The organism is Thalassotalea agarivorans, from assembly GCF_030295955.1.
GTDB lineage: Bacteria > Pseudomonadota > Gammaproteobacteria > Enterobacterales > Alteromonadaceae > Thalassotalea_D > Thalassotalea_D agarivorans.
The window spans coordinates 990,270-1,003,930 of record NZ_AP027363.1; the positions used below are offsets into that span (position 1 = coordinate 990,270).

A 13,661-nucleotide genomic window follows, 5' to 3' on the forward strand; every position below is an offset into this window, starting at 1 on the left:
GAGTATGGACACACTAAAAAACTATAAAGCGCACTTTCCCGTTTTTACTACTCAGCCATCTCTAACCTATTTAGATAGCGCAGCAACAACGCTCATTCCTGATGTTGTCGCTAAATCCCACTATCATGCACAATGTCATCTCCATGCTAACGTTGGTAAAGGCATGTATCCGCTGAGTGAGCAAGGTAATCAACAAATCACTTCGGTGAAAGAAAAAGTAAAACAGCTCATTCAAGCAGGCCATATTGACCAAATATTGTTTACTGAAAATGCGACTACAGCCATTCACCTTGTTGCTCAAGGAGCGATAAAACCTGCTATTAAACCGCACCACAACATCGTAGTAAGTATCTCAGAGCACCATGCTAACTTTTTACCGTGGCAGCAACTATCACAAGTGTTTGGTATTGAATTAAGAACGATAGACGTTAATGAACACGGAAGAATCTGCCAGCAGCAATTACGAGCAAAGACCGATGAGAATACGTTGCTTGTCGCGCTTTGCCATGTCAGCAATGTGCTCGGGCAAATGAATGATGTAGCTACACTGACTAAAATTGCCAAGCAATACAATGCCACCGTATTGATCGACGGGGCACAAGCCATTGCGCATACAGAGGTAGATGTGCAACAAATTGGTTGCGATTATTATGTGTTTTCAGGACATAAAATGTATGCTGGCGCAGGTGTTGGAGTGCTTTATTGTCGTGACCAAACAGGTGAGTCTTTAGCGCCTGTTGTTTTAGGTGGTGGCATTGTCAATGCGGTAGCGGTGGATCAAACTAAATACATACGAGGCATTAGCAAGCTTAGAGCTGGTTCGGCTAACCTTGCCGCAATAGTAGCGCTTGGCAGTGCGATTGATTGGCTCGCGAGTATTGGCAATACCTCAAGGACTGCACGTAGTGCTTTTATTCATGACTATTGCCTTAAACGTTTAGTCGCACTTAAGGCAGTAAATCTATTGGTGGCAGCCGAATATCAAGATAGATTGGGACTGATATCGTTTACCATAGCAGGAGTACACAGCCACGATACTGCTTCTTTAATGGCGCAGCAAAACATAGCTGTGCGCGCTGGTCATCATTGTGCGCAACCATTGCATAGTGCGCTTAACATAAAAGATTCTGTGAGAATATCTATCGGTTTATATAACAGCACCGAAGATATTGATCGCATGATTACCGTATTAGAAGAAGCAATCGCCTTACTAGGATTAGCGAATGATTAAAATAGATAAGGCGCAACTATCCGATGTCGACCTATATCAAAACGCCTTGATTGACTTGCATAAATCGCCGTATGGTTTTGATGTGGTAATTGACGAAAACGCTCGAGCGGAAGGCGAAAATCAAACCTGTGGCGATGAATTGGTGTTATCGCTCAATATACAGCAAGGAAATATTGCACAAGCTAGTTTTTCTGGCCATAGTTGCGCGATTTGCAGGGCATCTGCTGCGATTATGTGTCGTGCGATAGAGCATCAGAAAATTTCAGCTGTGGACTCGCTCTTGGTCAATATAGAGCAATTATTTGATGAGCAAGTAACACAATTAGAGATACCCGAAACGTTTGAACCGCTATTGTCAGTAACAAAGTTTCCGGTAAGAATTCAATGCGCAGTATTGCCTTGGCAAACCTTGGAATCAGCGCTTAAAGAGTATCAACATGAATAGTGAAAATTGGCTGCAATGGCAACAACGCTTTGACGAGGACAAAGCCTATGTGTTGGCGAGTATCGCAGCTACAGAGGGCGCAACTTATCAAAAAACTGGCGCAATGATGCTGATCGACGAACAGCTACAATGCGTTGGTTTACTTAGTGGTGGCTGTTTGGAAGGCGATATAGCGTTGCATGCAGAAAAAGTGTTTGGCGATAAACGTAAACGAGTGATCACCTATGATCTGCTTAACGATGCCGACTTATTGTGGGGGTTAGGCTTAGGTTGCGAAGGCAAACTGGATATTGTATTGCAATACTTAGCGCCGAGTAATGGACACCTAGGCATAGCGCAAATGTTGTCTGCAATCGAACAAGGCCAAAGTGGCTATTTTTGGCAAAATATTACTGACGATGGCACAAGCAATGGGCAGTTTGTCACTACGCTACCAGCCAACCTCGCCGCTGGCATGGTTACGCCAATTTATCCGCTGCAGCATATACTTATTTGTGGAGCTGGGCCAGACGTTAAACCTTTAGTGGAAATGATGATGGTAATGCAGTGGCGCGTTACTGTTGTTGATCACCGCAAAGCACAGTTAGCGTCTATGCCTCAAGGTGCGACGACGATACATCAGCGACCAGAATTACTCGAACGAAACACATTAAATTGCTACAGCGGTATTGTTGTGATGACGCATAATTTAGCACATGACCAAGCATATTTAGACGCAGCGATTGCAGCCAAAACAAGTTATATCGGCGTATTAGGGCCACGAGCTCGCAAAGAAAAACTGTTAAAAGAGCAACCTAAACATCTCCATAATTCTATTTATGGCCCAATAGGACTCGATTTAGGAGGCCGCGGCCCGCAAGCCATCGCTTTGTCGATTGTTAGCGAAATTCAACAGCATTTTGCTGGCGAGAAAAAGATAGAAAAACCTTGGGTTGTAGCCTAAATGCATATCCATTTGATTTTACTTGCAGCGGGTGCATCAAAACGTTTAGGGCAACCAAAACAGTTAATTGACATCGGCAATAAAGCGCTTATTGTGTATCAAATAGAAAAATTGATTGCCGCTAAACGCAATGTGCAAGCGCAAGTGAGTATAAGCTGTGTTTTGGGTGCAAATCACGAGCTATGTCAGCCGCATATAACTGACCTAGCTGTGGATGTCGTTATAAATCAGGCGTGGCAACAAGGCATGTCTACGTCTTTGCAGTGTGGCATAAAGCATGCTCCCAAGGCAGATGCCTATGGCATAGTATTAGTCGATCAATATGCGTTGAAGAGTGCTCAAATTGAGGCATTGATAAAGGCTTATGTAGAGCAGCCAGAGCATATTCATCTGGCCGCCAGTGGTGAACAGTTTTCACCGCCTGCCATATTTAGCAACAGTTTTATTAAACATTTTGCTAGCGCGACAGGTGATAAAGGTGCTAAACCTGTCTTATATCAATTAAAAGACCTATTAGCGTTACATCAAATGCCAGAAGCATTTATAGACCTAGATACGAAACAACAATTAAAACAATTAGAACAATTTAAGGCCAAAGAGGGTAGATCATGACCATTCTTAAAATTAATGGTAAGACACATAAGTTTAACCAAGATCCTAGCATGCCATTGCTGTGGGTGTTGCGCGATATTTTAAAGTTTAAAGGGACCAAATATGGTTGTGGCAAAGGCCTTTGTGGCGCATGCACGGTGCATATAAACGGCCAGCCAACGCGCTCTTGCGTCTTACCGGTATCGGCTGTTGAAGGGCAGGAGATTACCACAATAGAAGGTCTATCAGAAAACATTGATCATCCTGTACAGCAGGCTTGGCAAGAACTAAACGTACCACAATGCGGTTATTGCCAGTCAGGTCAAATGATGGCGGCAGCTGCATTGCTTGAAAGTAATAAAGCGCCCTCAGAGCAAGAGATTGAAATGGCGATGAGTGGCAACATTTGTCGTTGCGGCACGTACCCTCGCATCAAAGAGGCGATTAACCGAGCGGCTGAACTAGCCACTGAAGTGAAGTAGGAGATAACATGAAAACGATTGAAAATGTAAGTCGCCGAAGTTTTCTCAAACGCGTTGGTGCAAGTTCTAGTGCATTAGTACTTGGTGTTCAGTTGCCGAGCTTGGGCATGTTGCCTAAAGCGTTAGCTGCAACCAATAAATCAGTGTTTGCGCCCAATGTATATGTACAAGTAACTGAGGACAACAAGGTTCAGGTGATCTGTCACCGTAGTGAAATGGGGCAAGGCATAAGAACCAGTATCCCGATGATTGTTGCTGATGAAATTGAAGCCGAGTGGCAACAAATTGAAGTTATCCAAGGCCTAGGTGACGCTAAATACGGTAGTCAAAATACCGATGGCTCTAGAAGTATCCGTGACTTTTACCAACCACTTCGTGAAGCTGGTGCTTCAGCACGTATGATGCTTGAACAAGCAGCGGCTAAAGTATGGAAAGTCAGTCCAACAAAAGTTCAGGCAATGAACGGTAAAGTCTACCTGGCTAAAAGCAATAAATCGCTTTCATATGGCGAGCTTGTGCCAATTGCAATAAACCAAGAGATTCCTGAAAAATCAGCGTTGGTGTTGAAGAAAAAATCGCAATTTAAATTCATTGGGAAAAAAGATATTCCACTAGTTGATGGCAAAGATATCGCGGCAGGTACGACAGTATTTGGCTTTGATGTGGAATTGCCAAATATGCGCTACGCGGTAATCGCAAGGCCACCGGTGCTAGGTGCTTCGGTGAAATCGTTAAATGCAGAAAAAGCCAATGGTATTGCTGGCGTTGTTGATGTTATTCAATTGGATGCATTAGAAGAGCCTGCGGCATTTAAACCGCTAGGTGGTGTTGCAGTAATAGCAACTAATACCTGGGCGGCGATGAAAGGCCGAGAAGCGTTAGAGATCGAGTGGAGCGAAAGTGAGCACGATGTCTATAACTCGCCAGCTTATAAAGAAGCGTTGAAAGAGTCTTGTATTACGGCAAACAATGTTTTACGCAAAAAGGGTGACGTAGAAGCTGCGCTAAAAGCGGCTACAAAAAGTCATACAGCAGACTATTTTGTACCGAGTCTCATTCATGTACCGATGGAACCACCGGCAGCAACAGCGCATTTCCATGATGGCATTATGGATATTTGGGCATGTACTCAAACGCCTCAGTCTTCGCAAGGTACCGTAGCTGCAATTACTGGATTAAAACCAGAAAATGTAAATGTGAATGTTACTTTGCTTGGTGGTGGTTTTGGTCGTAAATCTAAACCTGATTTTGTTGTTGAGGCGGCAGTGCTGTCAAAACAATTAGAGGTGCCAGTAAAGGTATGTTGGACGCGCGAAGATGAAGTTAAAAATGGCTACTATCAAGCGGTCAGTTATCAGCGTATGTCTGCAGGTTTCAACAATGAAGATAAGGTTACCGCATGGCATCATCAAGTTACCCAGCCACCTATTAGTGCGACTTTTGCTAAAGGCTCAGATATTATCGGCGGCGAATCGAATTTAGGATTGATTGATACACCTTTTGATATCGCCAATATCCAAGCTTCAGTGGGTAAGATAAAAGCGCATACTCGTATTGGTTGGTTGCGCTCGGTTAATAATATTAACCATGCCTTTGCAGCAAGCAGTTTTGCTGATGAATTAGCGCATGAAGCGAAAGCGGATAGTAAAGATTTTCTGCTAAGTCTGATTGGTCAGGATAGAAAAATTGACCTGAGCAAAGAAAATGCAAGCTATGGTAACTATGGCGAAACCATAGAAGAGTACCCTATCGATACGGCGCGTCATAAGGCTTGTGTCGAGAAAGTGGCAGCAATGTCGAAGTGGGGACAAACATTACCAGCGGGACATGCCTTAGGTATTGCCGTGCATCGCAGTTTCTGTAGTTATGTTGCTTGTGTCGTTGAAGTTTCAACCAACAAAGCAGGGAAAGTTAGGCTAGAAAACATTTGGATGGCCGCCGATTGTGGCACCGTAGTTAACCCAGAGCGTGCCGTTTCGCAAATGGAGGGAGCTGCTATCTTTGGTATTTCACTCACCTATTTTGGTGAAATAACCGCAGAAAATGGTGCTATTGTCCAAGGTAACTTTGATGACTACCCGGTTGCGCGTATGTCAGATGTACCGCCTATTCATGTTGAAATTATTGAAAACGATCAACCCCCAGGTGGTGTTGGTGAACCTGGTGTGCCACCGATTGCGCCAGCGATTTGCAACGCAATCTTTAAAGCAACAGGTGAACGTTATCGTGAACTGCCGTTGAAAAAATACGGTATTATATAGCTTAAATTTAGGCTAAACGAATGGCGCTCCTTAACCTGAGCGCCTATTTAATTCACTTATTAGAACGAGAGAAAAGATGTCTTCGTTGCAAGAACAGTTACTTAAAGCAGGTTTAACGACTAAGCAGAAAGCACGCCAAGCTAATAGCGATAAGCGTAAGAAGCAGAAACAAAAGCGCAGTGGCGCTAACGTTGAACAGTCGATGCAAGAACAAGTTAAACAAGAGCTCGCTAAATCTAAAGCGGATAAACTTGCAAAAGATGCCGCATTAAATGCTGAAAAACAGCAACAATTAGCTAACAAGGAAGCGCATCAGCGAAAACTACAAATTCTTGAGCATCACAGTTTAAAAGATATTGATGGTGACAAAGAATACAACTACAACTTTGAAGGCAAAATTAAAAAGTTAGCGTTAGATGAACAAACCTATCAGGCACTAGTCAATGGCCGCCTTGCAGTATGCGGATTAGCTGGCGTCAGTTACGTTGTTACGGCTGAAACAGCAGCAAAATTGCAGACGCTAGATAACGATATTGTGTTGGTACAAAACGACAAGCAGGAAACGGCTGTCGATGAAGAAGATCCATATGCAGATTATCAAATACCTGATGATTTGATGTGGTAACAACAAAAATTATAACTATTTTCTGGGGTTTATAATGGAAAACAAAACCTTTCTAGCACTCTCTTTTATAGCTAGCCTAGCTTTTTCGCATGTTGCGTACGCAGATTCCATGTTTAGTGATGAAGTTACTCAACGAGTGAATAAGGATATGCAAAAGCGCCTAGGATGTTATTCGTTCAAACAATGTAAAGCATTAGCCGAAGACGGCAGTGTGCGCCACCAATCTTTTATGTCAGAAGTCTATCTGATGGGTGAAGCTTATGGCATAAAATCTGACGAAGGCATGAGCCGCAAGAAAGTCTTTTTTTGGATGAAAGTTGCAGCGGAAAATGGTGCATTGTCCGAGCAAAGTTCATTGGCAAGGGCCTACTTATATGGTTCCTATGAAAATGAGGTTGACCTCGAAAAGGCTACCTACTGGGCAAATAAAGTCATTGCGGCGGAAAGCAAGAGTGGCTATTTTGTTTTAGGTGAAGTCGCTAAGTTAGAAAAACGATACAAAGACGCAATGAAAAACTATCGGCTTGCCGATGGGGCGACCGAAGCGGAATATCAGATCGCAGAGCTATATTTTCATGGGCATGGTGTTGAAAGAGACATTGAAAAAGCGAAAGGACACTATAAAAACGCCAACCGATTGGGCGACTCGGAAGCTAGTTACAAACTTGGTATTATCGCTAGGTATCATGACAAAGATGATAAAAAGGCTTTGTATTATTTTGAATCGGCCACACATAGGGGGAGAATTGCACTAGGTATTGGCGAATATCACCCACAATCTAAAGAACAAATTGCTTTAATGCGTTTAGATAAATTAAAGCCCGGTGATAATTACGAATATGTCGCCGAACTGTTTTTGTCTGGAGCTCGAAACAAGTTACCCGTAAGCACCCGAATCTATGGACAATTGCTGTGGGGTGGTAAAGGTGTTGATAAAAACCAAGAAATGGCAGTTAAATTTTTCAACGTCGCGGCTTCTATGAAAGATGGTCGAGCAGCCTATTTGTTAAGTGATGCATATCGAAACGGACTTGTTGTAGAAAAAGATGAAAAGAAGGCGAATGAGTTTCTTCGTTATGCAGCCAGTTTGAAAGATATCGCTTCAGTATCGCTTCTAGGTCGCTATTACCTTGCTGGTCAAGGTGGCTTTGAACAAAATTACGACAAAGCTTTTGAAGCGCTTATGTATGCTGGCCACAAAGGAGACGCTGAAGCGCTTTATGCATTGGGTTTCATTTATGAGTATGGTGCAGGCCGAGATATAGATAAAGCCAGTGCCAAAAAATACTATAACTATGCTGCTCAAAGGGGCGACCAAAGAGCTAAAGCAAAGCTAGAAAAAATGTAGTATATATTGTTAAGAAAAACGCTAACTGTATCAGTTAGCGTTTTTTTCATGATCTGCACTGACACGCATCAAGCCATTTTTAAAGGTGTTTAGCCAGCTATTAAAAATAGACTTTACGTCACCATAATTAAACACAGCGGTGTTTAAGTGCCATTGACTTACGCGTTGTCCTCTATCAATTGCTTGCGCCAATACTTCACCAGATTGTGCATCTTTTAACTGAGCAATTAAAACTAAGGAACCTGACGTTTCAGTGTAAGTTCTGCCGAATTGCAAACTGGTTCTTCTGCTATCTTCTCGTGGCGCAGCTAAACGGATGTCAGTTATCACAACATCAATTTGCAAAGTATTACCATCGGCTTTATCAACAATTTCCCAAGGTTGATGTTCATCAAACACATCGCCTACTTTTTCTCTAAAGGCTTGCTCTAATTTTCGTAGGTCTTTGTCTCGTAAATCGTAGGTGGCATTTAACCCTTCTGATTTAACATCTACTCTAGGCGGTTTATAATCGGCCGGGTGCTCGTTATTCGCCGTGACTGTAGCAAAGTATAGTTTTGTGTATTTGCGCCAATTAACATCTGGTTTCACAAATGAAATAGCCAGTGCCGAATTTTCGACTTTTGCCAGTCCAAGCTCGTTTGTTTGTTCTGACAAAGTGGGATCTGGTGTTGCACAAGCGACTAAAAAACAGCTAGCGAGTGCGGCACATAACATATGTTTAGATTTCATTCTTTCCCCTCGGTTTCTTTGCATCATTATTATCAACTCGTTCTAAAAACATACTGATAGCGTTTTGATTGAATATCAACCAACAAAAAGATTACGTTGCAACACAGATTTGCGATTAATCTTCGATAAAATATACGTTAGAATAGCGCACTTGCTAGATTTAAGAGGTAATTATGGCAGTTATTCGATGGATTATTGGAAGAATTATTTTATTCTTTGATTTTATCTTTTCACCATCAAAACCAAAGCGTACCCTAGATGACCAAAAGGCATTGGATGATGCTACAGCGCATTTGAGTTTGTATCAGTTACCGGCATGTCCTTTTTGCGTAAAAGTTAGAAGGGAGATGAAACGTCAGGGGTTGAATATTGCACTGCGCAATATCAATCAAAATGAATCGTATAGAGAGGAATTGATTCGAGAAGGCGGCAAGCGAACTGTGCCGTGCCTTAAGATTGAAGCACAAGGTCAGGAGACAAAGTGGCTTTATGAATCAAGTGATATAGTGCAGTATCTTGCGCAATTTACACGTTAACTAAAAAGGGCAATAGTAATATTGCCCTTTTTATTTGAATGATATTTTGCAAATGAGTGGTCTTTTTACAAAACAACCGGATATGAGAGTGCCATGTTGATCAAACATAAGAAGTCTAGCCATTTAACTGAAAACGATGTGACAGACGAAGCAATATACCATCAGCGCCGAACTGTTATTAAGCAACTTGGCTTTCTTGGTATGGGTTCGCTGTTGGCATCAAAGGCAAGTGCTTTTGACCTGTTTCCGAGCATTGAAGATAAAGAGCGCTTTGTACAGCGACCTTTGGAATATACAAAAGACACGACCAACAAAGAAGATCTCACACCTGAAGCTAAGGTTACTAGCCACAATAATTTTTATGAATTTGGTGCGCAAAAACATCAACCGGCAGAATTGGCACAAGGTTTTAAAGTCGACCCATGGCAACTAACCATTACCGGTGAAGTCGACGCGCCGTTAACCTTAGGCTATGACGAACTGTATTCTAGTTTTTCATTAGAAGAGAGAATTTATCGACTGCGCTGCGTAGAAGCCTGGTCTATGGTGGTTCCTTGGCTTGGCTTCCCGTTGGCAAGTTTGATCGCAAAAGCTAAACCGAACAGTAAAGCCAAGTATGTAGTGTTTAAAACGCTTTATGATCCAAAGCAAATGCCAGGACAGCGCAATAGACGAATTGGTGGCGGTATAGACTATCCCTATGTTGAGGGATTAACCATTGCTGAAGCAATGAACCCACTGACGCTAATGAGCGTTGGTGTATACGGAAAAACACTTCCGCCTCAAAATGGTGCGCCTATCCGCTTAGTTGTGCCGTGGAAGTATGGATTTAAGAGTATTAAATCTGTCGTTAGTATCGAGCTCACTGAAAAGCAGCCAAAAACCACATGGAACATACTTGCGCCACATGAATATGGTTTTTATGCCAATGTAAACCCTAATGTTGACCACCCAAGATGGAGTCAGGCGAGAGAGCGCAGAATTACAGGCGGCGGTCTTTTTTCACAAAAACGTATCGATACGCAACTATTTAATGGCTATGGTGAAGAAGTAGCCGACTTGTACACGCAGCTTAACTTAAAGAAATACTATTAGGCATTTACGTAATGGGCGCACAATCCAAACATAAAATCTGGATGTTAAAGGCAGCTATCCATGTCATTTGCTTAGGCTGTATTGGTTGGCTTTATACCGCGGCTGCATTTGATAAGCTAGGTGCAGATCCCGTCGAGTATGTGATTCATTATACTGGCATGGGAGCACTACATTGCTTGTTGTTAACGCTATTGGTTACGCCGCTCGCAAAAGGGTTTAAACAAGCATGGCTGATGCAAACGCGGCGTCTGATTGGGCTCTATAGCTTTACTTTTGCCTGTTTGCACATTCTCAACTTTTACTTTTTCGAATTAGGACAAGAACTATCATTATTCCTCAGTGAATTAATCGAGCGACCGTACATTACCATGGGGCTTGGTGGCTTCATTATTCTGTTTTTGCTGGCGGTAACTTCGCCGAATATCATTAAAAGGCGTATGAAAAAACGCTGGCAGCACCTTCATAATTGGGTTTATTTGGCGGCTATCTTGATCGGTGTGCATTTTTATTGGTCGGTTAAGTCGGAAATTATAGAACCAACGATCTACTTACTTATCATTGTCGTATTACTGGCCTTTAGGCGTAAAAAATTATTGTCTTTTAAACGCACAAAAACATCACTTTAACGCGTTTCATCCTCGTTTCGATATTTATCACTTGAGACAGGCGGTGATAGCTTATAATGTAACTTAATAAATAAAGTAGTATCACAATAACAGTCACAGGAATTAACACATGCGTAAACTCTACCCGTCTCTGACGATGGCGGCGCTTACCGTTGCGCTCGCAGGTTGTATGCAAGGCGAGCAAGATGCAAAAGTCACTATCAATAAAAACCCATACCCCAGTACTTACCAGCCCCTACCTCAAACCACGGTGTTAATAAATAACGCTACCGTGTTAACAGGTACTGGCACAAAAATAGAAAATGGTAGTGTATTGATTAAAGATGGCGTTGTTGCCGCTGTAGGAGAAAACTTTACGGCAGAAGGTGCCACAGTTATTGATGCACAAGGCAAATGGGTAACTCCTGGCATTATCGATGTGCACTCGCATTTGGGCGTTTATCCAAGCCCGTCAGTTGAATCGCATGCAGACGGCAATGAAATGACCGCACCGAATACATCAGAAGTTTGGGCGGAACACAGTGTATGGCCCCAAGATCCAGGCTTTGAAGCAGCGCGCGCTGGTGGTATTACAACGCTACAAATTTTGCCAGGCTCTGCAAACTTGTTTGGTGGCCGAAGCGTAACCTTGCGCAATGTGCCTAGCCATACCATGCAAGGGATGAAATTCCCTGATGCACCATACGGCTTAAAAATGGCGTGTGGTGAAAACCCGAAACGTGTCTACGGCAGCCGAAAAATTTTACCATCGACTCGTATGGGTAACATGGCGGGATACCGCATGGCATGGTCCGAAGCAACTGAATATAAACGTGCTTGGGAAAAATACGACGCAGATTACGCAAAAGGTTTGAACCCAACGGCACCTGCTCGCGACATCGAATTAGATACCTTACGTGGTGTGCTAGATGGCGAAATCATTATTCACAACCATTGCTACAAAGCGGAAGAAATGGCGATGATGATTGACCTTAGTAAAGAGTTTAATTATCACGCGGGCACATTCCACCACGCAATTGAAGCCTATAAAATCGCTGATGACTTAGCCGAAAATGGTAATTGTGCTGCCATGTGGCCAGACTGGTGGGGCTTCAAAATGGAAGCGTACGACATGGTGCAAGAAAATGTTGCAATCGTCGACGCAAAACCAGGTTCATGTGCTGTTGTACATTCAGATTCAGCAAAAACGATTCAGCGTTTGAACCAAGAAGCAGGCAAAATTATGTATCGTGCCAATGAAAATGGTTTTGATATTACTGAAGAAGAAGCGATTGTTTGGATAACGTTAAACGCCGCAAAATCTCTTGGTATTGAAGATAAAACAGGTAGTTTGGAAGTGGGTAAAGCAGGGGATGTCGTACTGTGGAACCAAAACCCATTTAGTGTATACGCACAAGCAGAGCAAGTATTCGTAGATGGCGCTAAAGTGTACGATCGTTTTGATGAAACGTATCAAGCGAAAAGCGACTTTTTGTTGGGCCAGGAATAGTTGAGGAATATGATCATGAAAAACTTTAAAACATCTATCATTGCACTTGCTTTAGCTACTTCATTGCCAGCGGCTGCAGAAACTATTGCAATCACAAACGCGACACTGCACACAGTTACTGAACAGGGCGTTTTAGAAAATGCCACTATCGTGTTTGATCAAGACAAAATTATTGCCATCAATCCTGCGAAAGTTGAAGCTGAAACGATTATTGATGCGCAAGGTAAACCGGTAACACCTGGCCTTATTGGTTCAATGAATCAAATCGGTTTGGTTGAAGTCGGTGCTGTTTCACGAACGCGTGATGCAGGCGATAAAAAAGCTGATATTACCTTTGATGCAAGTTTAGCATTCAACCCTAAATCAACGGTTATTCCTTATACGCGCAAAGGTGGAATTACGACTAATGTTGTCACTCCATATGGCGGCGACGATATGTTTAAGGGGCAAACATTTATCGTAGAGCTTAACGGTGAATTCGATAGTGTTGTTGCAGCAAACCAAGATGTATTGGTTGGTTTAGGCTCATCTAGCAATGGTTCGCGCGCAATCAACATGCAAAAGCTAGATAAGAAATTAGCGGCGGCGAAAGAAGCATCGGCTAAAAAAGATGATGCAAAAATTAAAGACGCAGACAAGGTATTGCATGCGTTGTTAGCGAAGGAAAAAACGTTATTTGCTAACGTTGATCGCGCTAGCGACATTATGCAGCTGCTTGCCCTTAAAGAGCGATACGACATAAATCTAGTGCTAGTTGGCGCTGCTGATGCTGTGGTCGTTGCGCAAGATATAGCAAAAGCAAATGTACCTGTTGTTATGGATGCTATGCGAAACCTACCGAATAGTTTTGATGCGCTGCATACAGGTTTAGACAATGCTGCGACACTTACTGCAGCGGGTGTAAAAGTTGCCTTTATGGTGACAGGTGATACACACAATGCGTATCAACTAAGGTTTAACGCAGGTAACGCGGTTGCTAATGGTCTTACAAAGCAGCAAGCACTTGAAGCTGTAACGGTTAATCCGGCACAAATCTATGGTGTAAATGCGGGGCAATTAGCGCCAGGTAAACGCGCTGACATTGTTATGTGGAGCAACGACCCATTTGAGCTAAGCACTAAAGTTGAGCAAATGTGGATTGATGGCGACGAGGTTTCAACACAAAGCCGCCAAGATAAACTGCGTGACCGTTATATTGCCGAATCAGATATGCCAAGATCTTATACTAAGTAATTAATTCTTAGCGCATATAATCCT

Annotated in this window: 14 protein-coding genes; 13 read left to right on the forward strand and 1 reads right to left on the reverse strand. The window is 42.7% G+C overall.

The genetic code is table 11. From position 1 onward, the window contains the following. The first annotated feature begins 4 nt into the window (after positions 1-4). The 8 genes from QUD85_RS04665 to QUD85_RS04700 all read left to right on the forward strand — a co-directional run bounded on the left by QUD85_RS04665 (position 5) and on the right by QUD85_RS04700 (position 7,926). Positions 5-1,231, forward strand: a complete 1,227-nt coding sequence (locus QUD85_RS04665; protein WP_093327320.1) for an aminotransferase class V-fold PLP-dependent enzyme — start codon at positions 5-7, stop codon at positions 1,229-1,231. Next, positions 1,224-1,676 (forward strand): Fe-S cluster assembly sulfur transfer protein SufU, encoded by a 453-nt coding sequence (sufU, locus tag QUD85_RS04670; RefSeq protein WP_093327321.1) that lies wholly within the window; start codon positions 1,224-1,226, stop codon positions 1,674-1,676. The genes QUD85_RS04665 and sufU overlap by 8 nt, the downstream gene beginning before the upstream one ends. Further along, positions 1,669-2,619, forward strand: a complete 951-nt coding sequence (locus QUD85_RS04675; RefSeq protein ID WP_093327323.1) for an XdhC family protein — start codon at positions 1,669-1,671, stop codon at positions 2,617-2,619. The genes sufU and QUD85_RS04675 overlap by 8 nt, the downstream gene beginning before the upstream one ends. Beyond that, entirely contained in the window at positions 2,620-3,231 is a 612-nt protein-coding gene (locus QUD85_RS04680) for a nucleotidyltransferase family protein (protein WP_093327324.1), read from the forward strand. It abuts the gene before it with no gap. Beyond that, on the forward strand, positions 3,228-3,692 hold the full coding sequence (locus QUD85_RS04685; RefSeq protein WP_093327326.1) for a (2Fe-2S)-binding protein: 465 nt from the start codon (positions 3,228-3,230) through the stop codon (positions 3,690-3,692). The genes QUD85_RS04680 and QUD85_RS04685 overlap by 4 nt, the downstream gene beginning before the upstream one ends. Before the next feature lie 8 nt (positions 3,693-3,700). Continuing rightward, entirely contained in the window at positions 3,701-5,953 is a 2,253-nt protein-coding gene (locus QUD85_RS04690) for a xanthine dehydrogenase family protein molybdopterin-binding subunit (RefSeq protein WP_093327327.1), read from the forward strand. Between the two features lie 76 nt (positions 5,954-6,029). Then, the gene (locus QUD85_RS04695; RefSeq protein WP_093327329.1) at positions 6,030-6,578 is read left to right on the forward strand and encodes a DUF2058 domain-containing protein; all 549 of its coding nucleotides are present in this window, start codon (positions 6,030-6,032) and stop codon (positions 6,576-6,578) included. Between the two features lie 34 nt (positions 6,579-6,612). Beyond that, positions 6,613-7,926 (forward strand): tetratricopeptide repeat protein, encoded by a 1,314-nt coding sequence (locus tag QUD85_RS04700; RefSeq protein ID WP_093327330.1) that lies wholly within the window; start codon positions 6,613-6,615, stop codon positions 7,924-7,926. 30 nt (positions 7,927-7,956) lie between these two features. Here QUD85_RS04700 and QUD85_RS04705 read toward each other — a convergent pair whose 3' ends face one another. Further along, positions 7,957-8,658 carry a DUF3313 family protein gene (locus tag QUD85_RS04705; RefSeq protein WP_177168828.1) on the reverse strand — a complete coding sequence of 234 codons (702 nt, stop codon included), beginning with the start codon at positions 8,656-8,658 and terminating at the stop codon, positions 7,957-7,959. Between the two features lie 173 nt (positions 8,659-8,831). On the opposite strand from QUD85_RS04705, the gene QUD85_RS04710 reads away from it, so the two are divergent. From QUD85_RS04710 to QUD85_RS04730, 5 genes are all read left to right on the forward strand, one after another. After that, complete coding sequence (locus QUD85_RS04710) at positions 8,832-9,194, forward strand: glutaredoxin family protein (protein ID WP_093327333.1); 363 nt, start codon at positions 8,832-8,834, stop codon at positions 9,192-9,194. A gap of 93 nt (positions 9,195-9,287) precedes the next feature. Further along, positions 9,288-10,289 carry a protein-methionine-sulfoxide reductase catalytic subunit MsrP gene (gene msrP / locus QUD85_RS04715; protein ID WP_093327335.1) on the forward strand — a complete coding sequence of 334 codons (1,002 nt, stop codon included), beginning with the start codon at positions 9,288-9,290 and terminating at the stop codon, positions 10,287-10,289. Between the two features lie 11 nt (positions 10,290-10,300). Continuing rightward, complete coding sequence (gene msrQ, locus QUD85_RS04720; protein ID WP_093327336.1) at positions 10,301-10,915, forward strand: protein-methionine-sulfoxide reductase heme-binding subunit MsrQ; 615 nt, start codon at positions 10,301-10,303, stop codon at positions 10,913-10,915. A gap of 109 nt (positions 10,916-11,024) precedes the next feature. Then, positions 11,025-12,404 (forward strand): amidohydrolase, encoded by a 1,380-nt coding sequence (locus tag QUD85_RS04725; protein ID WP_093327338.1) that lies wholly within the window; start codon positions 11,025-11,027, stop codon positions 12,402-12,404. Between the two features lie 15 nt (positions 12,405-12,419). Then, positions 12,420-13,637 carry an amidohydrolase family protein gene (locus tag QUD85_RS04730; protein ID WP_093327339.1) on the forward strand — a complete coding sequence of 406 codons (1,218 nt, stop codon included), beginning with the start codon at positions 12,420-12,422 and terminating at the stop codon, positions 13,635-13,637. Positions 13,638-13,661: the final 24 nt, after the last annotated feature.

What these genes read in the sequence shown, in the direction of transcription:
- QUD85_RS04665 (WP_093327320.1), top strand. Translation starts at nt 5, where the DNA reads ATGGACACACTAAAAAACTATAAAGCGCACTTTCCCGTTTTTACTACT.
- sufU (WP_093327321.1), top strand. Translation starts at nt 1,224, where the DNA reads ATGATTAAAATAGATAAGGCGCAACTATCCGATGTCGACCTATATCAA.
- QUD85_RS04675 (WP_093327323.1), top strand. Translation starts at nt 1,669, where the DNA reads ATGAATAGTGAAAATTGGCTGCAATGGCAACAACGCTTTGACGAGGAC.
- QUD85_RS04680 (WP_093327324.1), top strand. Translation starts at nt 2,620, where the DNA reads ATGCATATCCATTTGATTTTACTTGCAGCGGGTGCATCAAAACGTTTA.
- QUD85_RS04685 (WP_093327326.1), top strand. Translation starts at nt 3,228, where the DNA reads ATGACCATTCTTAAAATTAATGGTAAGACACATAAGTTTAACCAAGAT.
- QUD85_RS04690 (WP_093327327.1), top strand. Translation starts at nt 3,701, where the DNA reads ATGAAAACGATTGAAAATGTAAGTCGCCGAAGTTTTCTCAAACGCGTT.
- QUD85_RS04695 (WP_093327329.1), top strand. Translation starts at nt 6,030, where the DNA reads ATGTCTTCGTTGCAAGAACAGTTACTTAAAGCAGGTTTAACGACTAAG.
- QUD85_RS04700 (WP_093327330.1), top strand. Translation starts at nt 6,613, where the DNA reads ATGGAAAACAAAACCTTTCTAGCACTCTCTTTTATAGCTAGCCTAGCT.
- QUD85_RS04705 (WP_177168828.1), bottom strand. Translation starts at nt 8,658, where the DNA reads ATGAAATCTAAACATATGTTATGTGCCGCACTCGCTAGCTGTTTTTTA.
- QUD85_RS04710 (WP_093327333.1), top strand. Translation starts at nt 8,832, where the DNA reads ATGGCAGTTATTCGATGGATTATTGGAAGAATTATTTTATTCTTTGAT.
- msrP (WP_093327335.1), top strand. Translation starts at nt 9,288, where the DNA reads ATGTTGATCAAACATAAGAAGTCTAGCCATTTAACTGAAAACGATGTG.
- msrQ (WP_093327336.1), top strand. Translation starts at nt 10,301, where the DNA reads ATGGGCGCACAATCCAAACATAAAATCTGGATGTTAAAGGCAGCTATC.
- QUD85_RS04725 (WP_093327338.1), top strand. Translation starts at nt 11,025, where the DNA reads ATGCGTAAACTCTACCCGTCTCTGACGATGGCGGCGCTTACCGTTGCG.
- QUD85_RS04730 (WP_093327339.1), top strand. Translation starts at nt 12,420, where the DNA reads ATGAAAAACTTTAAAACATCTATCATTGCACTTGCTTTAGCTACTTCA.